This window comes from Sunxiuqinia indica, assembly GCF_009847015.1.
Taxonomy (GTDB): Bacteria; Bacteroidota; Bacteroidia; order Bacteroidales; family Prolixibacteraceae; genus Sunxiuqinia; species Sunxiuqinia indica.
Genome location: NZ_WVEM01000008.1, coordinates 193,795 through 220,383, shown reverse-complemented (window position 1 = coordinate 220,383; position 26,589 = coordinate 193,795). Strand labels below are relative to the sequence as shown.

Below are 26,589 nucleotides of genomic sequence, written 5' to 3'. Positions count from 1 at the left end.
ATGAAAAAAAACTGTAGTACCAGTGGAGTATTGCCTCCAATCTGGAACAAAAAATTTTTAAGAGTTATGCGTTTAACATTTCTTTTTGTGTTGGTTGGTTTGATGCAAGTGTCTGCTGGCGTATACAGCCAGAACACAAAGTTGAACTTAGCCATGCAGAGTGCTACTCTGGAAGACATCATGCAAGCTATTGAAAAACAGAGCGAATATCGCTTTGCGTACAGTGCTGAATACATTAATCTGAAAAAAGAGGTTACTGTAGAGTTCAATGATAAACCGATTACCGAAGTATTGAAAGTTTTATTTGATGGAACGGATGTTAGTTACAACATTCAAAATCGACACATCATGCTTTATTCGGAAAAACAGACTGCAAATGCTGCGATGCAACAAAAGACGGTTGCGGGACAAGTGACTGATTCGTCTGGAGAGCCACTCCCTGGAGTAACTGTTGTTATTAAAGGTACTACGATTGGTACAATTACGGACGTTGATGGAGCTTTTTCATTGAATGGTGTAAGTTCGGACCAGACGTTGGTTTTTTCATTTATTGGAATGACTACGGTTGAAGTTCCTGTTGGAAACCAAACAATCGTAAATGTTGAGATGGAGACTAGCTCAATTGGCTTGGACGAAGTTGTAGCCATTGGATACGGTACTGTTTCAAAGAAGAACCTGACGACTTCTATTTCTAAAGTAAATGCAAGTGAAATAGCTAAATCGGCAAACAGTAATATGTCTCAGTTGCTATTGGGAAGAGCGGCCGGTCTTCAGGCATTGACAACCAGTGCACAGCCAGGAGGAAATGTTGATATCTCAATTCGTGGTGCTGATAATCCAATTTATGTTGTAGACGGTGTTGTAATGCCATCAGGGTCTCTGGAATCCGGATCGGGTGGTTCAGCAACCGTAATACCAGCTTCAGTTGACCGTGCCGGTCTTGCCGGTCTCAATCCTGAGGACATCGAGTCAATCGAAATATTGAAAGATGCTTCTGCTGCCATTTATGGTATTGATGCGGCAAATGGTGTAATTCTGATCACAACAAAGAAAGGTAAAAAAGGTCCGTTAAAAGTTACTTATGATGGAAGTCAGTCACTGGTAACAAACTATGAATACCTTCAGCCTCTAAATGCACCGGATTATATGACTCTCGTGAATAACTTCAGTAGAGATCAGTATTTGTTTAATAATGATATGGGCGTTTTTGGATCGAATGAATTCGATGGAGGTTGGACTGCTCCATTTTCCGGCGAGCAAATTAGCAATGCCGAAACTGTCAATTGGAGCGACCAGATTTTAAAAAATGGAAGTATCTCAAATCATAATATCATTATTAATGGAGGTGGTGAGAATGTAAATTACTATGTGTCGGGTAATTATTACGACCAGGAGGGTACGGTTACCAACTCGAGTATGAAGCGTTATTCGTTGAGAAGTAATATTGACCTTCAGCTTTTCCCATTCTTAAAACTCACCTCTACAGTGAATGTGAACCGTAACCGTTACGATAATTCATCGGTAGGTGGAACGTCAAGTGGCAGAGGCTCACAAGCCGCCGGTGCCCTAACCGCCGCGCTGTCCTATCCCTCCTATTTGCCAATTAGAGATGAAGATGGAGAGTACACCCAATATTTAAACATTCCTAATGCAGTGGCTTTGCAGGAGATTGGTGATGACACGGAAACGGAAGGAACTTATTTGAATTTTGTTGCCGATGTGGATATTATCAAGAACACATTAAAAGGTAGATTGCTATACGGTAACAATAAAAATAATACAAAGCGTTCCGTTTATATCCCTTCCTATGTATACTTCGATCAAATGTACAGTTCAAGAGGGAACCTTGCGACCGATAGCCGCGAAAATCAAACGTTTGAGGCAACTGTAAGTTTCAATAAATCAATCGAAAACTTGGTAACATTTGATGTTGTTGCTGGTGTTGGGAAATATTTGAATTCAGCGAATGGACTGAATGTGGCGTACGATGGTCAGCATGATGCGATCGGAAATGATAACATCAGTGCCGCCAGTGGTGTATATAAGCCAGGTTCGTATCGCCGCGACAATGAAAAGAGATCACAGTTTGTTCGTGCAAATATTGATCTCCTGGATCGATACGTTATTGCTGCCACTCTTCGTAGAGATGGTACCGATAAGTTTTTCCCGGAGAAAAAGTACTCGTTATTTCCATCAGTATCGATGGCGTGGAAAATGTCAAACGAAGGTTTTCTTAGTTCTGTTTCATGGATTGACTTGTTAAAATTGAGAGCGAGTTATGGTGTAACAGGAAGCGATAATCTTGGTACCACATTGTATGGAACATACAAACCTTACAGTCGTGTAAGTTTTGACGGGGGATCTGTTCAATATATTCCTATCACACTGAGAGGATTAGATTATCCGAATGTTACTTGGCAGAAAACCACGATGAAAAATATTGGAGTTGACTTTTACGTTCTGAAGAACAGGTTATCCGGTAGTTTCGATGTATTCCAAAACGATATTACCGATATGCTTGGCGATGCAAATACGGCAGGCTTGTCAATGTTCGGATCCTACCCAATAAACGGAGCGCATCTCAGAAGAAGTGGTTGGGACGCTAATATTACCGGAAAGATTATCCAAACTGCCAGTTTCGTTTGGAATTCTACTTTAACACTTTCAAAATATGACGCGATTTGGAAAGAAAGAATGCCAAATTACGATTATAATGACTACGAACTTCAGGAAGATGCACCGGTCAATGCTCGCTATTATTACGAAACAAACGGCATAATAAATGGTGATATGAGTAATATGCCGGCTTCACAACCCGAAGAAGCCCGTCATCCTGGTTATCCTGTTATCGCAGATAAAAACGAAGATGGCGAGATTACAGTAGATGATATCGTAATGACAAACGAGGTTCCGGATATTTATTTTGGCTTTGGAAATACGTTTACCTATAAAAACTTTGATTTAGATGTATTTGTCTATTCACAGCTAGGCGTGAACAAGTATAACTATGCCCTGGATTGGGCTCATGCAGGCAACCTGGCAAATCAAGTGCAAAACTCAAATTCGTTTGCAAAAAGAATTTGGAATTCAGAGTCTAATCCTGATGGGACAATGCCAGGAATTGCTTGGAATCTTGCTTCGGTGGCTCTACCTGGTAGTGCTGGCACAGATGTAGGCTTTCAGGATGCTTCTTTTTTACGCGTGAGAAATATAACGCTGGGATATAATATCGCCGGACGTAGCCTAGGTCTCATGGGAGAATATGTGAGCAATATTCGTATCTATGTTGATGCACAAAATCCACTTACTTTCACGGATTTTGAAGGTTTTGACCCGGAAGTTCGAAGCGGTGGAGACTATAAAGGAGGCAAGGCTGAATATCCACAAACGAGGACCTTCTCAGCAGGCGTGAGAATTAATTTTAATTAAAAAATTAAGAATGATGACAATGAAAAATAAAATAATAGCTTTAATAATCATAGTATCTTCCTTGTTTTCAACAAGTTGTGAGGATAACTTTGAGCCCAAAATATATGGGAGCCTTTTTACGACTAATTTCCCTCAAACAGAGTCCGATTTTGAGTCTTACATGATGGCTTGTTATATTCCATTCTCTGTCAATTGGGTATACAACTTTACTGGTGTAAACCAGCATAACTTTTATGTGCCTGAAGGTGGGATTATTCGCGTATTCGATGTTACATCAGACCTTAGTAATGCCTGGGAAATAGGCACGTGGGGCGGTGCCTGGAGCCTTCTTTCGCAAGCCAATTACGAAGACTGTGTATATTATGGACGTAGCTCAAATAGTAGTGTATCTCATTTTGAAAAAGTAAGGGACATTACCCGGTTTACGCAAATTATTGGTGATATTCAGGCAACTGATGTGCTTACGGAAGATAAAAAGAATGCTTTGGTGGGAGAAGCCAGATTACTACGTGGTTTGATGATGTACTACCTCATGCACATTTACGGTCCTGTTCCGGTTATTGTAGATCCGGCATTGGTTGGAGATATTGAGGCTGAGGAAAGTCTCGAGCGTCCTACCTTGGAGCAAATGACTGAATGGATTACTGAAGATTTTGAATTTGCGGCAGCACATATGCCCAATAATCAGCCGAAGGGAAGATATACTGCTGATTACGCCCGGTTTTGTCTAATGCGTCACTGTTTGAATGAAGGTTCTTATATGAGCGGATATTATGACAAAGCGATTGCTATGTACAATGAACTGAAAACTTCAGGATATGCTTTATTCCGCAATGGGGGAGATGATGCGTATGCGAACCAGTTTAAGCAAGGTAATAAATTTAATGTTGAGGTGATTGCGGCGGTCTCCGTTTCTGATGCCGGCGATGGATCAGCTGCAAATGGAAACTTCAACCCGCTATCATTCTATGTTCTTCCCTGGGATGTGTCAAAATATCAGGATGAGGCAAAAACAATACCTTCTCCATTCTATCCACAAGGTGGCGGATGGGGACAATGTTTCAATGTGTCTCCAGAGTTTTATGATACATTCGATCCTGAGGACAATCGCGCCAGCACCATATTGACTTCGTATGTTCGGAACGATTTTACAGTGGTGACCAGGGATGATATTGGTGACTTGTGGTCCGGATTTATTATTAATAAATATCCAGTTGAAGTTGAAAGCTCATTCCAACCTACCGACATTCCGTTAGCTCGTTGGGCTGATGTACTATTGATGTATGCCGAAGCAGTAGCGCGCAAAAATCAGACGGTACCGACGGGAGACGCACTGCAGGCAGTTAATGATGTTCGTGATCGTGCCGGTTTGCCAGCATTGATCGGTGACGCAGTGGCCAGCTATGAGGGCTTTCTGGATGCACTTTTGATGGAACGTGGACATGAATTAATGTTCGAAGGATGTAGAAAAATCGACCTAATCCGTTTCAATAAGTACCGTCAGTTAACAGCTGAGCGTAAAGGGTACACGCCAACGAGTCAATATTTCCCAATTCCTGACTACGCCGTAAAACAAGCGGAAGGATATGGAAAGACACTAACACAATGGTACGAACGTCCTGGATTTGATCAGGATAATTAGCTAATTGTGAAATGAAATTAAATGCTTTATACCGGCTTCAACTGAAATCGGTATAAAGCATTTTTTTTGTCACTTTAGGTCGGAGGTCTCTCATAACTGAGCTTCAAATTTCCTTTAATATACTTCTGCAAAACAGCCTCCAGCCGATACGTAAACTTATAAAATCAAGCTATGGTACAACCATGGTTATTTACTGCTTTATTCGCAGTTTTTCTATTGGTATCGTGCTCAAAGCAGTCTGAGGTGCAGAGTAACAATCGAACTAGTTTTGCGAAAGGAGCAGACATTAGCTGGCTGCCGCAGATGGAAGCCGCTGGCTACAAATTCTACAACGACAACGGAGAGGAAGAAGATTGTTTCAACATAGTGAAAGACCACGGAATGAATTCGATCCGACTGAGAACTTTTAGAAGATCCGTTATACGACCCTAGCCGGCATGCCCGGGTTCTGGAAGTCAAATTTGATAGTGACGGGAAGCCGGTGTTTGCGTTTCATTAATCAAATAATTTTTGTAGCCCTATTAAAAGTTAAATATATAAATTGGGTTATATTCGTTAAGCCCAATTGCTTATTTTCGGTGTGAGTAAATTACTCTGTTGAAAAGGCAGAATAATGTCGTTATTCGTAGTCCTCTTGTTTGAATTTTGTCACCCAAAATAAAAAAACGTTGTCATACGATGTAGTTGTCTCTCCAGGTATTTACCTGCAAACAACTATTTAAAAGCCGTTGTTGGAAGCAAATTATTTTTTTGAGATTTAGAATGTTTAATAGAAAATAGGATGATACGAAAACTGTTGATTGCGTTTGTTTTAATAATATTTACCGGTGTTGCAAATGCACAAATTGTTGAACCGGTAAAATGGAGCTTTTCACAAAACAAAATTTCGGATAACGAGGTTGAACTGGTTTTTACAGCTACAATTGACGATGGCTGGCACATGTATTCAACCGATTTGCCAGAAGGAGGGCCAATTAAAACCAGTTTTTATTTTGAAGATCTTGAAAATGCGGAATTACTGGGGAAACCAACACCCAACAAGGAGGTCGTGGAAAAGTTTGACCAATCGTTTCAAATGGATTTGAAATGGTTCGAGCATGATGTTTCGTATACTCAGAAAGTGAAAACGACTGGTGCCGGCTCAGTAAGCGGATACATTGAGTTTATGAGTTGCGACGACGAAATGTGTACGCCTCCCACCCAGGCCGAATTTTCTTTTAATCTGGGAGGTGAAAGTCAACAAACCGCGGAGACAGCAGCTTCAAGTACCACGGATAATAGTGACACAAGAAATTATTGGAGTATATTCTTTTTGGCCTTTTTAGGAGGATTAGCAGCACTATTAACGCCCTGCGTTTTCCCGATGATTCCGATGACGGTAAGCTTTTTTACCAAACAAAGTAAAACAAAAGCCATCGGAATTCGCAACGGACTTTGGTACGGAATGTCCATCATTCTTATTTATGTGATATTGGGTACGGTTGTCACTGCTGTGTTTGGTGCCGAAAGTTTAAACAGTCTTTCTACCAATCCGTGGTTTAACCTGTTTTTTGCCCTGTTGCTTTTTGTTTTTGCGTTCTCGTTTATGGGAGCTTTCGAAATTGTGTTGCCCAGCAGTTGGGTAAATGCGGTCGATGAAAAGGCAGACAAAGGCGGATTGCTGGGTATTTTCTTTATGGCGTTCGCTTTGGCACTGGTTTCATTTTCGTGTACCGGACCAATTGTTGGGGCTTTAATTGTTGAAGCTGCACGAAGCGGAGGTTTGGCGCCTGTAATTGGTATGTTGGGATTTTCGCTGGCACTGGCCATTCCATTTGCCTTGTTTGCCGCGTTCCCGGGATGGTTGAACTCGCTGCCAAAGTCAGGTGGCTGGTTAAATTCAGTAAAAGTTGTTTTAGGATTTCTGGAATTTGCGTTTGCCTTTAAGTTCTTATCCATTGCCGATATGGTGCTTGATTTGCACATCCTTGAACGTGAAGTTTACATCGCCATTTGGATTGCCATTTTTATGGGACTGGCGCTGTATCTCTGGGGGAAAATCAAGCTGCCACACGATTCACCAATGAATCATTTGCCGGTTTCACGATTTGTGACCGGGACAATGGTATTTGCCTTCGTAATTTATATGATCCCGGGTTTATGGGGAGCACCGGTGAAACTGATAAGTGGTTTCCCGCCACCGGTTGATTATGCTGAGTCGCCACTTGGCGTTGGCCGTACGATGCCTGCCGGGGCTTATCGTTCTGGTAATTCGGCTGGCACAATGGCTTTGGGTATGCACATCGGTCCGCATGGAATTCCTTTATTCGACGATTACGAGGAAGCATTGGCTCAAGCCAAAGAAACCGGAAAGCCATTGCTAATCGATTTTACCGGAAAAGGGTGCACAAATTGTCGGAAGATGGAGGATAATGTATGGGTGAATCAGCAAGTTAAGCGAAAGTTAGTTGAAGATTTTGTAGTCGTTTCGCTGTATGTTGATTTAAAAACGAAATTACCGGAAGAAGAACAATATGTTTCCGAAACAACCGGAAGAAAAGTTAGATCCGTTGGAAATAAATGGACCGACTTCCAGATATCAAGATTTAACCGGAATACGCAGCCATACTATGTTATCTTGAATGAAAACGAAAAGCAGATAGGGGAAGGATACAGCTATGATCCCGATCCGAAAGATTTTATTGAGTGGCTAAATGAAGGATTAACGAAATTCAGAAAATAAAAATAGATACTGATGAAGAAGCTAATTTTCGCCTTGGGGTTTATTGCTGTAGCAGCGTTTGCCCACGCACAAATGATCGAGCCGGTAAAATGGGATATAGAACTTAAGCCTCTGAAAGGTGGTAATCAATACGAGATCGTAGCTACTGCTAAAATTGATATGGGGTTTAAACTTTATGGTTTAACTATGGACGATGGTGGCCCTGTAAAAACATCGTTTAACTTCGAGGCTCTGGAAAACTGCAAAGAGTATGGTAAGGCAGTGGAAGTGACTCCATCAAATAAGACGCACGATAAAATGTTCGATATGGAAGTTACCTACTTTAAAGGTGAGGCTACGATTTCGCACAAAATTTGGGTAATTGAAAAACCTGCTAAAGTTAGCGGTTATATCCAATGGATGAGCTGTAACGACGAAATGTGCACACCACCAACCGATGAGGAATTTGAGTTTGTGATTGAGTAGAATGCTTTTGTTTTAAATGGTGGCAAAAATTTTTTGAAGAGGCTATTTTATATTCGTACGCTGGAGAGATGAACGCTGGTTTTTGAGGAATGTTACCCCAAGCATTGAAGATTATTTTAAACTTAAAAATGGAAAAGACAGATTTACAATATAGTGCATATTTAAATATTATAAGGGAAGAGTTGATTCCCGCGATGGGCTGCACTGAGCCAATGTCGATTGCTTATTCAAGTGCCGTGGCTACAAAAATTTTGGAAAAAATGCCGGAACGTGTATTGGTTGAGGCCAGTGATAATATTATTAAAAACGTAAAGAGCGTTGTTGTTCCGAACACGGGTGGGTTAAAAGGAATTGAGGTCGCTGCTGTAGCAGGAATTATTTCGGGAGATGCAGCAAAGGTGTTGGAGGTAATTTCCTCCATTACGGAGGAAGAGCGATTGCAAATGCGAAATTTTCTCGAAACAAATGAAGTTAAGGTCACTTCCTTAAATAGCGAAATCATTTTTGATTTACGAGTAACTGTTTTTAGTGGTGCTGAAAGTGCATCGGTTCAGATATCTCATTTTCATACCAACATTGTACGCATAACAAAAAATAATAAATCGGAGATTTATAAACAGGATTGTAACGATATAACTCCTCAGCAAATTGTGGATCGTTCATTCATGAGTGTGGCGGGTATTCTCGATTTTGCCGAGTCAGTGGAAATAGCAGAAGTGAAAGATCTGCTTGAAAAGCAGGTAAGTTATAATACCGCTATTGCTAATGAAGGGATTAAGAACAATTGGGGAGCAAACATTGGATCGGTATTACTAAACAGCTGGGGCACTACTGACATAAAAGTGCGGGCAAAGGCTATGGCTGCCGCCGGTTCTGATGCACGAATGAGTGGCTGCGGATTGCCGGTAATGATTGTTGCGGGAAGTGGCAACCAGGGATTAACGGCATCGTTACCGGTGATCGAATACGCAAACGAACTGAACGTTGATCGGGAAACATTGTACCGGGGATTGATTGTTGCTAACCTGATTACGATTCATCAAAAAACCAGAATCGGACGTTTGTCGGCTTATTGTGGAGCCATATCGGCAGGTGTTGGTGCCGGAGCCGGAATTACATGGCTACATGGAGGACGGTTAGATGAGGTAGCACATACCATTGTAAACGCCTTAGCAATCGTTTCCGGAATTATTTGTGATGGAGCAAAACCATCCTGTGCAGGAAAAATAGCATCAGCTGTTGAAGCAGGCATATTAGGCTATCATATGTATAAAAACGGACAACAATTTTATGGTGGTGATGGTATCGTTAAGAAGGGGGTTGAGAACACGATTGAGAATATTGGGCAATTGGCAAGTAAAGGCATGCGTGAAACTGATAAAGAGATTATTCGAATAATGTTAGGTGAATAATTGAACCGGGTTGCCTGATAGTTTTTATTTTCAAGTTCATTCGCTTAATCTCGGACCAAATAGTATAAGTTGAGACATTCGTCTTTTAAATTTTCATGTTAATAGCTATGTTTTTCGAAATGATTGCGTGAGCTAAAAGAATGAAAGATATCGAAATGTAAAACTGCCGATAAATTATTCTTCGAATTGCTTTGTTGCTGTCGATTTATCTATCTTTTTTCTAATTTAGATTTTTAAATGAATTTGGATTAGTGCGTGTAGAAGATAAAATATTATTCAACGAGATAAAAAAAGGCAACAAAGTAGTCTACGAATCTCTTTTTCATGAGTACTACGAGAGCCTTGTTCACTATGCCGAGAAATTTATTTTTGATCAGGCTGAAGCCGAAGATCTGGTTCAGGAGCTTTTTATAGATATCTGGGATAAATCGCGAAAAATTGATATTGCTACCTCCATTAAATCCTATTTTTATCAGGCAATCCGTAATCGCTGTCTTAATCACCTGAAAAGCTTGAAGGTGAAGGATAAACACCATGTTTTGTACATTGAAGCCATATTGGGAAGTGATGATGAAGAAGTAGAGTTTATCGATTTGGATATCTTAAATAAAATTGAGAAATCCATTGATGAGCTGCCTCCACAAATGGCGCGAGTGTTTCGTTTAAAGCTTTTGGATGGGATGAAACAAGATGAGATTGCTTCAGAGCTCGATATCTCAGTAAATTCCGTAAAGACACAATTAAAAAGGGCACGCGTAAAGCTGCGTAAAGCTTTGTTGCAGAAAACGAACCTGTTGTTTATCCTCTGATGTTTTTTTTTTTGTCAAAAAAGTTGGTTTTACGGCAAACCAATTTTCACGAGTTGTTTTACCTGTTTGATGCAGTCTGTTGTCATTTAATAGTGTACTCATTTAAATTCTGGTCGTTCCGTTTTCGGTCCAAATCACTTCACAAATTTTGTGTTTTTGTATTTTTAGTTAAAATTAATTAAAAAAATTGTCACCCTCTCGTGTATTTTGTTGTCATAAAGGTGAAATTACTAACGTATTTATGACTGAGATGCAAAATAATATCGATTTTATAATCATCTGGAAAAAGATTAACGACAAGTTATCAGTGCGCCAGGAGAAGGAGTTCAATCAGTGGTTGAAAGCGGATTATTCTCATCAGGTCTTTTTCGAGAAAGTACTACACTATTATAAAACAGGAGAAGTAAAGAACGCCCGCGATCATGATTTTATAAATGCATGGAAATCAATAGAACCGCATTTAAAAGATCAAAAAATCAGAAGGATGCCCGACTGGATTAAAATAAGTGCGTCGGTTGCTGCTACAGTACTTATCATGTTGTCGGTGTATTTATTTGTCGATACAACTACTGAAAGTGAAAATGTAACAACTGCCCGGGAGATGATAATACCTCCGGGAAGCAGCAAAGCCAGGTTGATTTTTGATGATGGAGAAAGTGTCGACCTGGCAGAAGGACGTGATTTTCACGGTGAGGTTGATGGGGCACAGATCTTGAATAAGGGAAACCAGATTTCGTATGTCGGAACTAAGGCAACAGAGGTGGCCGAGGTAAAATACAATACACTGGAAATTCCGCGTGGTGCCGAATACTTTGTAATTCTTTCAGACAGCACAAAGGTGTGGTTAAATTCCGACAGCCGCTTGCGTTACCCCACTGCTTTTGTTGGCGATGTTCGTCAGGTGGAACTGGAAGGTGAAGCCTATTTCGAAGTAACTAAAAATACGGCCATGCCATTTCAGGTGGTGTCGCAGGGGCAGGTTGTGGAAGTTTTGGGTACCGAGTTTAACTTGTCGTCATATAACAACGACGATTTGATTTATACCACCCTGGTTGAAGGCCAGGTAAAAGTGTACACCGAGGATAACCCGGAATTAACACAAACACTGGTGCCCGGATATCAAACGTACATGTATAAAGAGAGTGGTGATATTTCGGTACGAAAAGTTGATGTAAACGAATATGTGGCATGGAAAGAGGGCGTGTTTTATTTTAAAAACGAGAACCTTGAAAATATGATGCATACCATTTCGCGCTGGTATGATATTGATGTCATATTTGAACAAGAACGTAAACGTAGTTTAAAGTTTACCGGTGAAATTAAACGCTACGAAAACCTGGAGCGGATGCTTCAACTTTTAGAAGAAACGCAGGAAGTGAATTTTACAAAAGAAGGAAAGGAGATCAGAATAAATTAAAAAAACTGCTTTAAAGAAAAAGAGGAGATCGTCTGCCAACGCCCCCTCTTCCAAATCTATAGTTAAAACAAAGTTTAACCATTTACAGTTCAAATGTATGAAAAAACTCGAAATGTTATCCCGGGATACCGGAATAAGAAAAATGCTGTTCGTTATGAGAATTACATTACTTTTTTTGCTTGTTGGCATGTTGCAGGTTTCAGCAAGTGTTTATTCGCAAAACACAAAACTGAATGTCGACCTTAGCAATGCAAACTTCGAAGAGATTCTTGATGAAATTAAGAAGCAAAGTGAATACAATTTTTTGTATCGTTCCGATATTTTTGAAGGATCGAATGAAGTAGATCTTAGATTTGAAGATGTCACCCTGGAAAATATTCTGGATAATTTGCTGGTACCGGAAGGGTATACTTATGTCATTCAGGATAATGTGGTTGTAATCCGCAAAAAAGGACAGGAGAATCAGTTGTTCAACTCACAACAACAGCGAGTTGTTAAAGGACAAGTAACCGATACCGACGGCAATTTGCTTCCGGGAGTTTCGGTTGTAGCGTTAGGCACCACAACCGGAACAGCAACTGCCGTAGACGGTAGTTATTCGATTAATGTTCCTGCCGGGGTCAATCAGCTTGTCTTTTCATTTATCGGTCTGGAGTCACAGCAGGTAACTATTGATAACCGCGAGGTGATTGATATTGTACTGAAGACGGATGGAGAATTGGTTGCTGAAGTGGTTGTGATTGGTTATGGTTCTGTTGAAAAGAAAGATTTAACAGGTTCGGTAGCAACGGTAAAATCGGAGGACCTTGTGCAAATAAAAACACAAACCATCGACCAGGCATTGGTGGGACAAATGACCGGTGTTCATGTTACAGCAAGCGGTGGTGCTCCGGGTAGTGGGGCTATTGTTCATATCCGTGGATTAAGCGGAATAAAAGGCGATAACCAGCCCTTGTATGTGGTTGATGGTGTTCCTATTGTACAAAATCCTAATTTCGGAACCTTAGGGCTGGGAACGTTTGGAAACAGAGCCAATCCTTTGCTTTCAATAAATCCCAATGATATCGAACGCGTTGACGTATTGAAAGATGCATCGGCGGCTGCCATTTATGGTTCGCGGGCTGCAAACGGGGTAATTCTGGTTACAACAAAAAGAGGAACCCAAAATCAGGCTCCCAGTTTTAACTTCAGCGCAAAAAGTACCATTCAGAATCCGACAAACACCTACGATTATTTAAGTGCAGACGAGTGGATACCTTTAGTAAAAAATGCTGCGCAGGCTACACTCGACCAGTATCCTGAAATGTACTGGCCGTATTTCCCTGCTGAATATGCCATTGTTAATGATCCAAATTATTTTGGCGATGCGGATACCGACTGGCAAAAGGAAATTACCAGAAATAATGCGCTGTGGAATGAATACAACTTCAATGTATCAGGCGGAAGCAGCAATGTTAATTACTACGTTTCGTTAACGGCTTCCGACCAGGAAAGTATTTTTAAAGGCGGACAATTCGATCGTTACGGATTTAGTTCAAGTCTTGATGCAAAGATTACGTCAAAATTTAAGGTTGGGACCTCAATCAACTACAACTACTCTGTAAATAAATCGTCGAACCTGTCGAACCTGCAGTATGGAAATTTCAGACCTGACCTGCCTGTTTATGACGAGGACGACAATTTTACCGGCACACAAGTAGATTATGGATACATCCTTAATCCATTAGGAGACGAGGCCCGGAATAAAAATAAAACAGTGGCCAAAAATATGTATGGCTCTGTTTATGGTGAGTTGGAATTAATAACCGGACTTAAAGCTCGCTCTCGCGTAAACCTTAGTTTAGCCGATAGTAAGGCTGAACGTTTTTCGCCTTCGTTCTCGAAAAATGCGGTTATGCAAGCAGCCTATTATTCCGAAGAGGGTGCACGTTTAGCCAATCAAGTAAGCACAGGTTATACCTTTAGTTTTGAAAATACGATAAATTATAAAAAGGCATTTAACGACATCCATAAATTCGATGCTTTATTAGGTATAGCATGGGATCAATCGCGTTTGGATCTGGAAGCACAAACTTATCTCGGATTTCCTGATGATGAGTTTTTAACGAATATTCAATCTTCCAACGATGTAATTGAATGGTCCAGCGAATCTCTCGAAAGCGGTTTGAATTCTTATTTTGGCCGGTTTAATTACATCTATGATGAAAGATTCCTGGCAACCTTTACAGCAAGGTACGATGGTTCCACAAAATTCGGACCTGATAACAAATGGGGATTTTTCCCATCGGGTGCGTTGGCCTGGAACATGCATAACGAGGCGTTTTTAAAAGATAATGCGCTTATTGACCAGTTAAAACTCAGAGCCAGCTTAGGCCGCACAGGCCAGGATAACCTGCCTGCATTCTCTTATTTAGCCTATTACAAGTCGATTGATAATGGCGATTCGTTTTACAACGGCGTTAACGGAATTGCTGTTGCCGGTGTACCTAATACCGGAATTAAGTGGGAAACGACCGATCAGCTGGATTTGGGTATTGAGTTTGGATTGTTTAATTACCGTTTGACCGGTGAAATTGTGTATTTTGAAAAAAATACTTCCGATATTATTTTATTGGTTCCAATTGCTGCCGAAACAGGATCGTCGGCATGGCAGGGCAATATTGCCGATGTATCGAATAAAGGTTGGGAGATTGGCATAGGTGGCGATATTATCCGTTCCGGAGATTTAAGATGGAACTCGTCATTTAATATCTCCTTTGTAAAAAATAATGTTGATGATTTAAAAGGAGGGACAACTACATCCTTCGGAAGTACCGGAATTAAGGAAGGTTATCCGATTGGTGTTATTTTGGGCTATGATGTGGTAAAGATTGCCCAGGAGCAGGATGAGATTGATGCATTAAACGAACAGGCTGGCGGAAGATATCAAAGTACACTTTTAAAACCCGGCGATTATATTTTCAGAGATGTTTCGGGACCGGACGGCAAACCGGATAATAAAATTACTACCCATGACCGAATTCCACTGGGGGATATTAACCCTGAATTTTTTGGCGGATGGAACAATAAAATAAGCTACAAAAACCTGGATTTTGGCTTTAACTGGCAGTTTGTGCAAGGTGCTGAAAGGAATTACGACGCGATTTCCAATCTCTACAGTTTTCAATCAACATACAATGCCTTAGACATTGTAAACGAAACCTGGAGAGAAGATTTCAGGGATGCTCCTTATGCACGCCTGTCATCCGGAACACACGGTTACACTCCTACATCGAGGTCGATTGTTGATGCTTCTTATATACGTCTGCGCTCGGCTACAATCGGGTACAGCCTACCTCAGGGATGGATGAAAAAAATAAGTTTGTCAAATGTACGCTTGTCGCTTACCGGTAATAACCTGATTACCATTACCGACTATCCCGGCTTAGATCCGGAGAGCGTAAATACCCAACGCGGAGGAGCTACCATTGATATGACCAATGACGGAGGATACGCCTATCCAAACACCCGTACATTTACAGTTGCATTAAATGTTACATTTTAAAAATACAACATGATGAAGATTCTAAAATATATATATATATTACCGTATTTAGCATGTTATTGCTTGGGCTGGCTTCCTGCGAATTAACGCCGAGCCTTGATGATTACGAACCGCTCTATTCTTTACCGGCCGAAACGGCTATTACCGGAGAACCTACAGCCGAACTGGCGCTTACCGGTATTTATTCAGGATTCAGACAACTAAGCAGTGGAACAGGAAATCCGGAAATTTATATTGTTCCCGACTTGATGAGTGGATATACCCAGGGATCATTCTACAACAGTACCAATCCTGAAGTTATTGGATGGATTAATAATGATCCTTTACTTGTTGGTGCCAGCAATCAGACGGGTATTTATACCAGAATGTATGACATTGTAAACAGGTCTAATTGGTTGATCGCCAGTTTAGAAAAATTATCGGACAATGACTTTGAAACACCCGGTAGAAGAAATGAAATAATTGCAGAGGCTAAAACATTAAGAGCAGTAGGCCACTTTTATTTGTTGCGTTTATTTGGCCAGTTTTACGATGCCGATTCTGAATATGGTATCGACATCAGGCTTACTCCTGCCGGGAACGCCGATGCACAACCCCGGAAGTCTGTAGCCGATTCATATAAAGCTATTTTCGACGATTTGGACGCAGGTATTGCTGATGGCCCCGAACCAAGGGGGACGATGTATGTCAATAAATATTTTGCAAAAGGATTAAAAGCCAAAGCTTTATTGTATAAAGGAGACTATGCGGCAGCTGCCAGCCTGGCAAACGAATTAATCAGTGATGGTATGTTTTCGCTGGCACCTGATTATGCTGAACAATTTCAGCCACATACTTCTACAGCACTTTTTGATAATCCTGAAATCCTTTTCGGATCAAGTGGTGATTCAGATGCCGGTCTTGGAATTGGAAACTTTTACAGTGGATTTTTTGGTGCAATTTCGCAGAATTATATTGATGCTGTTTCCGACTCAATTAGTATTGACGGACAAACCATTTTATTTGATGGAGGAAGAGCTACTTCGGTATTGAATGTCAATAACTCTTATGGTGGCTACTGGACTTCAAAATACACTTCTTATTTTTCAGACGGGACTTACGAAATGATTTACCATCTGCGTCTGGCTGAAGTTTATCTTATTTTGGCCGAAGCCAGTGCCCGGGCCGGTTCAAGTGTTACTACAGAAGCATTGAATGCTTTGAATGACTTGCGTATTGCCCGCGGTGCAACAGCCGGAGGAGATGGCTATGTTACCTATCCTGAATCCATTGGCTACGAGCAGTTTTTAACAGCAGTGCGTATGGAAAAGGCGGCGGAATTAATGGCCGAAACCGGCGAAACATGGTATGATCTGGTTCGTTATGATTATGCCGACGGATTTGGAACAGGCTTCCAGGTTTCAGATGTAAAACCATCGGCTACCAATCCTGATAAATTTATCTTCCCGATTCCTTTCGAGTCGCTGGAAGCAGGAGGGTACGTACTCGAACAAAATCCTTCATACGAATAAAAGCTAAAAAATAATAAACTCCGGGTGAAAGTTGATACGAGATTCAGCTTTCCCCGGAGATTAATCTAAATAATATGAAACGAGCATGTAAAACATTACACCCAAGAGGATCATTAAAATACGTGCGAGTTCCATACTATACCACTAAAAACAAACAATTTTAATAGGATGAAACGAACATGAATTTTAAGATGTGAAAATTCACAAACAAGCATATTAAAATTCATCGTGAGTTCCATCGAATACAAATGAAATAAACAATTTTAATGAGATGAAACAAATTATTTTAGGAATATTGGTCCTGGCTTTTGCTGCATGTTCTCAGAAACCATTAGAAGAGGGTAAATACCGAATTTCAGGTGAAGTTGTTGGTATGGAAGAAGGGAATATTTATAGGTATACTGGTCAGGGTATTGATACCATAAAGGTCGTAAAAGGGAAATTTCAGTTTGAAGATGAGATAGAAGGCCCTGTTAAGAACCTGTACATATTAAAGGATGCTGAAGATCGGGCAGCCGCAAATTCAATCAACTTGTTGGTTGAACCCGGGTTAATGAACCTGACCATTGATAATTCGGATTGGAGTAACTCGAAACTTACTGGTTCAACTGCCCAGGATGAGGCGTATAAGATGGAGGCAATTGTAGAACAGATTTCGGCTAAATATCAGTCAGACATCGATGCATCAGATGAAATAAATGCCAAATACAGGGAAGCGAAAAGTGCCGGAGCATCGGAAGATGAATTGGAAGCCCTGAAAGCAGAATCAAACAAATTGAGAGAGAAACTTGAGCCCTTGTATGAGGAATACAGGCAGGCTCAGCTATCTTTTGTAAAAGACAATCCACAAGCCTTTGTAAGTCTTCAACACATGCGGTTTTTAATTCAGAATATGGATTATAGTGAGGCGAGTGAAATTTATGCCAACATGGCAGATACCTATAAAACTACTGAATTGGCTAAAGAAATCGAGAGAGAGATTGAGAATATGAAACTGGGAATCCCGGGAGCAGAGGCAGGCGATTTTAATACCACCGACATTAACGGAAACCCAATTAAATTGGCTGATTTTAAAGGTAAATACCTGTTAATTGATTTTTGGGCCAGCTGGTGTGCACCTTGCCGTGCCGGAAATCCGCATTTAATTGAAGTTTATAATAAGTACAACGATAAAGGACTGGAAATACTGGGTGTTTCTGATGATGATAGTAATCCTGAAGCATGGAAAAAGGCAGTAGAAAAGGATCAGATCGGAATTTGGCATCATGTACTTCGCGGTTTTGAATACAACCGCGAAACCAGGGAGATGAACCGCGAAAATGATATCAGTGAAGGCTATAACATTCATACGCTTCCAACAAAAATTCTTGTAGGCCCCGACGGCATTATCGTGGGGCGTTTTGGCGGTGGCGGCGGTACCGATGAAGATATGGATAAAATGCTGGACGAAATTTTTAACAATTAGAAAATGAATGTAAGAAAATATTTGTTCGTTGTTGCGACGATACTGATAAGCTTAAACACTTTTGCACAAGGCATTGAATTTGAACACGGAACCTTTGCCGAGGCACTGGCGAAAGCTAAAGCCGAAAACAAAATGGTGTTTATGGATTGCTATACCACCTGGTGTGGCCCGTGTAAAGTCTTGTCAAAAGAGGTATTTCCTTTAAAAGAAGTTGGTGACTATTTTAATCCACGTTTTGTGAGTATTAAAATAGATATGGAAAAGGGAGAGGGAATTGAACTGGCAAAAAAATATGCAGTCGCAGCCTTTCCAACCCTTTTATTTATGGATGCGGAAGGCAAAGTAGTGCATACCCAGGTTGGAAGTACGGATGGACCCGGACTGATTGAACAGGCCAAAATCGCTTCAGATCCCAGCCGGCAAATAGGTGCTTTGCAGGAGCGTTACGATAATGGTGATCGGGATATTAAATTTCTGAGCGATTACGTACAAGCACTTGCCGGTGCCTATGAAATGGATAAAATTAAGGAAGTTGGTGCGGAGTTAATCAAGATTACTCCACCTGAAAAACTTGTGAATGAAGAGGCCTTCTTTATTTTGATGTATTCCGGTGCTCTTGAGTTTGATAGCCCTGCTTACAACTATCTTATTCAGAATAAAGACAAGGTGATAAACACCGAAGGTATTGAAGAGGAGGATTTCGAGGGTATCTTAACAAGATGTTATTATAACTATGGGGTTGAAGTGGCTGAAAATGGTAGCCTAAAATCAGTGGAAGATGCCTTGCAGGCTACAAAGGAAGACTACCTTCTGGCTAGGCACGGTGAGATAGAATCTGAAGTATACAGCGCTTACTACATAGCACATAAAGAATATGATAAATGGTTCGATCGCAAGTTGAAAAGCGCCGAGGAACAGAGGGAGACAAATGAGAGCAGAGGAGCTTCCATTTTGATTCAGACTGCCTATGAAGTGGCTGTGAGAAAGGAGTTTGAAGAAGCAAATGAGCTTACACCAAAAGCCATTAAGGCTGTCGAGAACCTTATGAAAGATGATATAGAAGGGATGTCGTCGGGATATTACTGCCTGGCCTGCCTTTATAAGAAGGAAGCCAATAAAGAAAAGGCATTAGAGAATATTAACGAATACCTGGCCGCATTAAAAGCACAGGAAAAGGAAGCCGACCAGAGAATAATAAAATTAAAGGAAGAAATTGAAGCGATGTAAAGAAAAGTTGGCTATTTTTTCATAGAAATAGATACAATGGGATTTGTAGCATTGCGCGCAAGTCCCATTTTCTTATCGAATTATTGAAATCTGAAAAATAATAGAACAAGCAACAGAAGGAAGTTCTTGTTTTCAATAGTCTTTTCCCCCCCGGGAATAGTTTTAAGTAGTGGATCGGGTATTTGCTTTAGCAAATGCCCTATTTTAGTATAGCGAGCAATAAAAATAGTAAGGCGAGCATGATAATAGGTAAGGCGAGCATGATAATAGGTAAGGCGAGCAAGGAATAATATTAAGCAAGTAATATAAAATATAAGGCGAGTAAGTAATATAGATGAGCGAGTAGTGCTCTCTTTGCAAAATAGCATACTTGCTTAATAAATTAAGATGCTTGCTTATTAAAATAACATACTTTCTCGATAAAATAGTATGCTTTCTAAACAAAAAAATATACTCGTAACATAAAATAGATTACGCTGTATTGATAAACGTTGTATATTCTTTTTCCCGTACCTGCTTTCCCTTATGAAGCTGGATTTTGTCTTGATCTTTTCTGGTATTTGTTTCTCCAAAATGGGCTGGTATATCCAATGTAGCGGCTTTTATCGTTTCTGAATACATATTTTCCGGCTTCCCGAATTTCGCTCACCAGCTGATGAAGGTGCCAATATGCTTTGTTGCGGTTCCGTTTTAACCCGGCATTGGAGTTTCGTTCTGCTTTAGCGGTTGCCCATAATTCGGCCAGCATTTTTGAGGTGTTGGCCGCTTCGTCGAGCAGGGATAAATCAAAACTAATGTTGGTAAGAAGTGCTGCGTTTGATCTTCCTAAAGAAGCGATATTGTTCAGATCCTGAATCAGGTCGGTATAGCCATGTCTTTTAGAGATGCCAGACAACAGGGCTAACGAAGCGGGTTTATTTTGAAAGGCATAGCGCATGGCGGTTAAAAGCTCTTTGCGCAATTGAATGGCTTGTGGTGCGGCTTTCCTCCATTGTATTTGCGATTCTTCTGTTGTATTCAGCTGTTTGTTCCAGTACGACTGGGCGTTTTTGCAGGTTTCAATACGAAGCGGTAATTCGTTTATCAGTTCAGTTGAAATACCGACCGAATTCAATTTTAACAGATCATCAAGACACCATACATATAAATTACTGGCCTCCTGAATAAAGGAAGCAACAGGTTGATTGGGTTTGGATGTTTTTCTGCCTGTTGATTCGAAAAGGGCAGGAGCTACTTTCGGGGGTTTTGCATTTTTCATGTGTAATCCGGGTTTAAAACTAGAGTTGTGTTGATTAAGAACATCAAGTTACAACATTCAGTTTATACTTGAAAAAGTTGAACTCCGGTGAGCGTATTCTCCGGTGAGGGCCTTGGGGTAGGCGAGCATGAAAATAAAAAGTCCTTACCCGAATCGGATTCCGCGTCAGCTCTGTTGCGAGGCGTTTCAATTCATTCCGTTTTTTATAGCATGATTTGTACATGCCTTAGTTAAAATATTTGCTTGAAAGTAAGATGTGCATGACGTAAATGTCCTTGACTTTCGAGAGATTAGAAAATCTACTCCGAGCTACAATTGCTTCTCTTAAAATAAACTCACTTAGCTCCTGGATTCATTTATAAATGGTTACGAACATTTTTTTTATAATACTTATGGTTAAATTGTAGAATGTTCTTAAATTTCGGAAATCCTTACTGATGTGACTGGCAATCCTCAAATATTGCTTTCAAACGAACACCACAACAAACTTCCTGTGATAAGCGTAAGATTTGAACCTTCCGTTCACAACCTACTAATAATATGAATGATTATTCATACATTTAACATCGCATTTATACGATGGATAAAATACTAGAACGATAGCACCAATGTTAAAAATTAATGAGTATGTTATATGAAATCAATAACATAGGGATAAAAGAACTAAAAAAGAGAATAAAGGAAAACTTTAAACTTCTCTTTATTTTTCCCTTTATTTCCGTTATTTATATAATCCTTACATACATCAGCATGAGAGGTTCACTCTTTTTTTGGATTACTTCTCCATTCTTAATAATCTTATGCATATTCATCGGTATTGTGTCGCCAATAATTGCAGCAAATAGATTTAATAAAGTGATTACAAAATTGGACTTCGAGAATGACGGAAATATTCATCTTGAGACTGGGAAAGTAAATTTCAAGAAGAAAAAGAGTTATAAAATATCGCCTTCTGACATTAAATCGATTAATGAAAAAAAACTTGCATATGGTAGTGGACTTGCAAACGGATTACTGATAAGGTTATACACAAATGAAGATTTATATTTAATTGAAAAATTCTGCTCTGAATTTGAGATGGTAAAAGCAGAGATAAAAAATAAAATAAACACTGGTGCTAACAAATTGTAAATTGCATTGCGGGGTTCGTGCGGTGTCGTACGCTGGATTCTCGTTTCGCAGTTCCGTGTCCTTCGGACAGGAACGCTCTCCGAAATCCGCAACGACAACTTACAAGTGACCGTTGAACTAAACCCCGCGATGCGGGGCAGCTTTACATTCTGCTGAAAATAGCTTACCTTTTTTTCCAATCCTTAAATTTTCAGTTATGAAAAAAAAAGCATTCGTGAGTTGATGGAACGCGAGATGCGTATCCGCAACTACAGTGAACGAACCATCCGCTGTTACATTTGTTCGGTGGGGCAGGTATCCCGCCATTTCAGCCTGCCACCGGGAAGAATCAGCACCACTCAGTTTAAAACTTATCTCCACCATTTAATTGTCAAGGAACATTGCTCGGTTAGCCGGATTAACCAGAACATCAGTGCCTGGAAAATCTTGCAACAAGATGTACTTGGGCGGCAATACCAAAGTATTGAAATCAAACGTCCGCGCAGGGAGAAAAAGCTTCCCGAGCTTCTTTCAGAAGATGAAGCCATCAGCTTATGCAACTCTTCGCGTAACCTGAAACACAAAACCTTGTTGAACCTGGCTTACGCTACTGGACTTCATCGTAGCGAGCTGCTGAGCATACGACCACGCAACATTGATCGCAAGCGAAGAGTGATTCGGATTACCGGCAAAGGTAATAAGCAGCGTGAGGTTCCCTTGCCAGCCTCTGTTTTACAGCTGCTCGAAGTTTATTTTCGGGCTTATCCGATTAATAACTCGGCATAAACTATCAACCCACAAACGTTCTTTGACCCAGTGAAACAATAATTTATACACCTACCCGATCCAAGGACATCGGGAATACTATGCCCGGATACCACGAAAAAAAGCCATCAATAACCAAATCGTCGGCAGGATGAACAGAGACAGATGCTTATAAAAAGGCTAAAAGAAGAATGCAGGAACTGACAAGCCCATAGAGCGTCGACGGGGAATAGCCCAACTATATTTTATCCATCATTTGAACCTTCCGTTCACAACCTACTAATAATATGAATGATTATTCATACATTTAACATCGCATTTATACGATGGATAAAATACTAGAACGTTATAGCCAATTTTAAAAAATGATACAATGACCAATACTTTAGAAAAAATAAAGAGAATTAAAGTTGATTCAATCTACGGAAAGAAAAAGCATTTTAATGCCGCAGATAGAAAACAAAATATTCACTATTGGATAGGTGTTCCTCTTGTATTAGTTAATATAATTACGGGGACATCGTTATTTATATTATTAACAGAAAATGTTGAAAATTGGCTTAAATATTTGCCTGTTGTTTTCGCATTTATTGCAGCAATCCTAGGGGGTTTACAAACGTATTTTAATTTCAATAAAAAGGTAGAAGGACATAGGAATTGTGGGAATGATTATCTAGCTGTATTAAAGAAATGCGACAGACTCCAAGCACTAATTGGAGACAACCTAATTTCGACAGATAGAGTCCAAGAAATTTTAGAAGAAATAGGCGTTGAAATAAATAGAATAAATAAAGTAGCCGAATCTTACCCTACCTCAAAAAAAGATTATCTGAAAGCTCAAAAAGGAATAAAAGATGGAGAAGAAAGCTATTTGCCTGAAGAATTAGATTTATAATTTATTACCCAAATATTTCGATATGTTAACAACGACAGTTTCTGATTATAATAAAATATATAAAAGTATAGCTAAGAATTTAGATATCTCAAATGAACAATTTGAAAAAGCAATTTCACACTATGAAGCAGTTGCGGATTGGTTAACACGTGAAAGTTCCCCTTTACGATTAAATAATCCAGATATATATGTCCAAGGTTCTTTCAGCTTAGGAACAGTGATTAAACCATTATCTGGAGAAGATGAATTTGATATTGACCTGGTTTGCAAACTGGACTTACATAAAACTAATACTACACAAGAACGTGTAAAAAATAAAGTCGGTGATAGGCTAAAAGCCAACTCAGACTATAACAGAATGCTCTTAGAAGAAAGTGAAATTTGTTGGACATTAGAGTATCAAGAAGACCCTAAATTCTTTATTGATATTCTTCCATCTATAAATGATGAAACTCAATGGTTACAAGAACTTGCTGTTCCACAAAGACTAGCACAAACCGCCATTTGTATAACTGACAAAGATTCTTTTGATTACAAAATAATTACCAGAAACTGGAGAAAAAGTAATCCAAAAGGTTATTCTTCTTGGTTCAAAGAACAAATGACAGCCCAATTTTCACGACGTTTACAACTTCTTGCAGAACATCGTAGTGTTTCAATTGATAAGATTAAAGAATACGAAGTAAAAACACCACTTCAGAGAGTAGTACAAATATTAAAGCGTCATCGAGACATAATGTTTGGAAGTGATGAGCATAAACCAATATCTATTATAATAACTACCCTAGCAGCCAAAGCATATGCCAACGAGGATAATATTGTCGATGCAATAAAAAATATCCTTTTAAAAATGCCTTCATTTATAGAGTCCGTAAACGGTGTTACTTGGGTAAGAAATCCAATTAACCCTAGCGAAAACTTTGCAGACCAATGGGAAAATCACCCAGTAAAAGAAACTAATTTTCGAGATTGGATTTCAAAAGCTAAAATCGACTTAGTAAATATTGTAGGAACAAAAACTGTTAATGATGCAAGAATACTACTGGGAGAAAACTTGGGCAATAAAATTGTTAATGAATCATATAGAAATGCAGGATTCGATATAATCTCAGAATCATCACCTGCTTTAATAAGACATAAATCAATTGTAAGTTTAGCCGTCCACAAAGAAACTCCAAAGTGGACAATGAGGCTGGAAAATACAATTTTTGTATCTGCCAGATACAAAGATGGAAATTCTTGGTATACAGTTACGCCGGAAACTATACTTCCTAAAGGTAAATCCGTAGTATTTATCGCACGAACAAATGTCAAAAAGCCCTTTGATGTTTTTTGGCAAGTAGTAAATACAGGTGAAGAAGCGAAAAATAATGGTCAATTGCGAGGTTCTATTTTTAAAGCGCAGACAGCTGGGGCTGGTGGTTTAAGGCACTCAGAAGACACTGCATATACAGGGACTCACTGGGTTGAGTGTTATGTAATTAAGAATAATGTATGTGTTGCGAGAAGTAATGAAATTTTTGTTCAAATAAAATAAAAAAACTGGCTATAACACGTGGTATAAGGCATGGCTGGGTTCGTGCGGATTCGACAAGTCGAATCTCGTCCCAATCTCAGTTTCGGTCGGACTGTTCAGACTCTCGTCTGACCGCCACGACCTCATACCACCACCGTCAGACTGTCTAAAAACCTCTTTCCATGAAAGAATTATTTGGGTAGCTGGCTTTAATAAGAATGAAATATTGAAACCTCAATGGCTTAATTTTACTTTTCAGACAGACTGCCGTTAGCATTCAGTTTAAAAGACACGCGATAACATGAAAATTATAATTGCAATATTCTTATTCTTAGTATTCCTATACTACGTTCCTTTGGGATTCTATTTTAAAGCAAAAGTGAGTGGGATAAACGTTTCATTAATGGAATTATTCAGGTTAAGAATAAAAAAAATCCCGACTTATTTAATTTTCAACTGGTGTAAAAAGCTACATGACAACCAAATAAAAATAGATTTTAAGAGCATTGCAAAATGTTATTCAAATGGAATTGACTTAGACAATGTTGTTAATGGGCTAATTAAAGCAAAACAGGAAAAATTAAAATTATCATTCGAACTAGCCTGTGAAGCGGACAAACAAAAAATAGACATAAAAAAAACTGTTATCAACACCGTGGCTCATGTGGGTAAAGAAAAGTGAAAATAAAATTAGAGAGGAATTGCAAAAGGAAAAAGAACTGGAGAGCAAGAATAAGCTCCAAAAGACTTTGAATACTGGTATTTGGGCTTTTTTAATTGCATTTTCAGTAAAAATACTGTTGTCAATAACATTAGGTGTTAATTACAGTCCTAATATTCCTCCACCATACGAGATTATTAAATTGAGCGAAATCCCAGAATATTTTCCAGAATTTCTTCGAACAGGTTTGTACTGGTCAATTGGATTAATGTTAGTAAGGTTCTTTGCCCCAAATGTTTTTAAGGACAAATCATCTTCTGTAATGTGTGACACGTGTTTTAAAGTCAAAGAATCTGACAATAAATTAATTTGTGATTGCAGAGGCAGTTATTTTCCAATGAATCAATATGAGTGGGTTGAGGCAAAAAATGAGTATTTGGACGAGGATTCAAACTGGATATTTAAATATAAAATAGAAAAAACCGAATGCTAACAAAGTACATATTGCAGGGCGGGGTTCGGTGGTACGCCAACTGCGGATTCTCGCATCGCAGTTCCATGTCCTTCGGACAGGAACGCTCTCCGAAATCCGCCCCGACATCATGTACTAACCGTTGTATGCAAGTGTGAAATGACATAACACATTAAGTGAGATTGAAATAAATATAAAAAATAGATTGACTGGATTGGTACTCCTTGGATAGGTCAGTATAATGGGTGGGAATTTATTTTGTTTTTTCT

At 39.6% G+C, this 26,589-nt stretch carries 19 protein-coding genes; 18 read left to right on the top strand and 1 reads right to left on the bottom strand.

Annotation, left to right across the window (positions count from 1 at the left end):
- From GR929_RS13615 to GR929_RS13560, 12 genes are all read left to right on the top strand, one after another.
- Positions 1 to 3,429: a SusC/RagA family TonB-linked outer membrane protein gene (locus GR929_RS13615; RefSeq protein ID WP_201301013.1), complete on the top strand. Its 3,429-nt coding sequence runs from the start codon at positions 1 to 3 to the stop codon at positions 3,427 to 3,429.
- Positions 3,430 to 3,439: 10 nt separating this feature from the next.
- The gene (locus GR929_RS13610; protein WP_201301012.1) at positions 3,440 to 5,071 is read left to right on the top strand and encodes a RagB/SusD family nutrient uptake outer membrane protein; all 1,632 of its coding nucleotides are present in this window, start codon (positions 3,440 to 3,442) and stop codon (positions 5,069 to 5,071) included.
- A gap of 171 nt (positions 5,072 to 5,242) precedes the next feature.
- Positions 5,243 to 5,503: a glycosyl hydrolase 53 family protein gene (locus GR929_RS22170; protein WP_159520677.1), complete on the top strand. Its 261-nt coding sequence runs from the start codon at positions 5,243 to 5,245 to the stop codon at positions 5,501 to 5,503.
- 349 nt (positions 5,504 to 5,852) lie between these two features.
- Complete coding sequence (locus tag GR929_RS13600) at positions 5,853 to 7,793, top strand: protein-disulfide reductase DsbD family protein (RefSeq protein WP_159520676.1); 1,941 nt, start codon at positions 5,853 to 5,855, stop codon at positions 7,791 to 7,793.
- Positions 7,794 to 7,805: 12 nt separating this feature from the next.
- The gene (locus GR929_RS13595; RefSeq protein ID WP_159520675.1) at positions 7,806 to 8,258 is read left to right on the top strand and encodes a protein-disulfide reductase DsbD domain-containing protein; all 453 of its coding nucleotides are present in this window, start codon (positions 7,806 to 7,808) and stop codon (positions 8,256 to 8,258) included.
- 128 nt (positions 8,259 to 8,386) lie between these two features.
- Positions 8,387 to 9,670 (top strand): L-cysteine desulfidase family protein, encoded by a 1,284-nt coding sequence (locus tag GR929_RS13590; protein ID WP_159520674.1) that lies wholly within the window; start codon positions 8,387 to 8,389, stop codon positions 9,668 to 9,670.
- A gap of 251 nt (positions 9,671 to 9,921) precedes the next feature.
- The gene (locus GR929_RS13585; protein ID WP_159520673.1) at positions 9,922 to 10,479 is read left to right on the top strand and encodes an RNA polymerase sigma-70 factor; all 558 of its coding nucleotides are present in this window, start codon (positions 9,922 to 9,924) and stop codon (positions 10,477 to 10,479) included.
- A 241-nt stretch (positions 10,480 to 10,720) separates the two neighbouring features.
- Positions 10,721 to 11,896: a FecR family protein gene (locus tag GR929_RS13580; protein WP_159520672.1), complete on the top strand. Its 1,176-nt coding sequence runs from the start codon at positions 10,721 to 10,723 to the stop codon at positions 11,894 to 11,896.
- Positions 11,897 to 12,050: 154 nt separating this feature from the next.
- A complete protein-coding gene (locus GR929_RS13575) occupies positions 12,051 to 15,440 on the top strand; it encodes a TonB-dependent receptor (protein WP_159520670.1) in 3,390 nt (1,129 codons plus the stop codon).
- A 53-nt stretch (positions 15,441 to 15,493) separates the two neighbouring features.
- Positions 15,494 to 16,951 (top strand): RagB/SusD family nutrient uptake outer membrane protein, encoded by a 1,458-nt coding sequence (locus GR929_RS13570; RefSeq protein ID WP_159520668.1) that lies wholly within the window; start codon positions 15,494 to 15,496, stop codon positions 16,949 to 16,951.
- Positions 16,952 to 17,222: 271 nt separating this feature from the next.
- On the top strand, positions 17,223 to 18,416 hold the full coding sequence (locus GR929_RS13565) for a TlpA disulfide reductase family protein (protein ID WP_159520666.1): 1,194 nt from the start codon (positions 17,223 to 17,225) through the stop codon (positions 18,414 to 18,416).
- A 3-nt stretch (positions 18,417 to 18,419) separates the two neighbouring features.
- Positions 18,420 to 19,643: a thioredoxin family protein gene (locus tag GR929_RS13560; RefSeq protein ID WP_159520664.1), complete on the top strand. Its 1,224-nt coding sequence runs from the start codon at positions 18,420 to 18,422 to the stop codon at positions 19,641 to 19,643.
- A 523-nt stretch (positions 19,644 to 20,166) separates the two neighbouring features.
- Here the strand turns inward: GR929_RS13560 and GR929_RS13555 are convergent.
- Complete coding sequence (locus GR929_RS13555) at positions 20,167 to 20,901, bottom strand: hypothetical protein (protein ID WP_159520663.1); 735 nt, start codon at positions 20,899 to 20,901, stop codon at positions 20,167 to 20,169.
- A 627-nt stretch (positions 20,902 to 21,528) separates the two neighbouring features.
- Here GR929_RS13555 and GR929_RS13550 point away from each other — a divergent pair.
- The 6 genes from GR929_RS13550 to GR929_RS13525 all read left to right on the top strand — a co-directional run bounded on the left by GR929_RS13550 (position 21,529) and on the right by GR929_RS13525 (position 26,341).
- Positions 21,529 to 22,032: a hypothetical protein gene (locus GR929_RS13550; protein WP_159520661.1), complete on the top strand. Its 504-nt coding sequence runs from the start codon at positions 21,529 to 21,531 to the stop codon at positions 22,030 to 22,032.
- Positions 22,033 to 22,254: 222 nt separating this feature from the next.
- The gene (locus GR929_RS13545) at positions 22,255 to 22,797 is read left to right on the top strand and encodes a tyrosine-type recombinase/integrase (RefSeq protein ID WP_159520659.1); all 543 of its coding nucleotides are present in this window, start codon (positions 22,255 to 22,257) and stop codon (positions 22,795 to 22,797) included.
- 352 nt (positions 22,798 to 23,149) lie between these two features.
- A complete protein-coding gene (locus GR929_RS13540; protein ID WP_159520657.1) occupies positions 23,150 to 23,671 on the top strand; it encodes an SLATT domain-containing protein in 522 nt (173 codons plus the stop codon).
- Positions 23,672 to 23,693: 22 nt separating this feature from the next.
- A complete protein-coding gene (locus tag GR929_RS13535; protein WP_159520656.1) occupies positions 23,694 to 25,208 on the top strand; it encodes a nucleotidyltransferase in 1,515 nt (504 codons plus the stop codon).
- Between the two features lie 280 nt (positions 25,209 to 25,488).
- Entirely contained in the window at positions 25,489 to 25,869 is a 381-nt protein-coding gene (locus GR929_RS13530; protein ID WP_159520654.1) for a flotillin-like FloA family protein, read from the top strand.
- Positions 25,850 to 26,341, top strand: a complete 492-nt coding sequence (locus GR929_RS13525; protein ID WP_159520652.1) for a hypothetical protein — start codon at positions 25,850 to 25,852, stop codon at positions 26,339 to 26,341. The genes GR929_RS13530 and GR929_RS13525 overlap by 20 nt, the downstream gene beginning before the upstream one ends.
- The last annotated feature ends 248 nt before the right edge of the window (positions 26,342 to 26,589 follow it).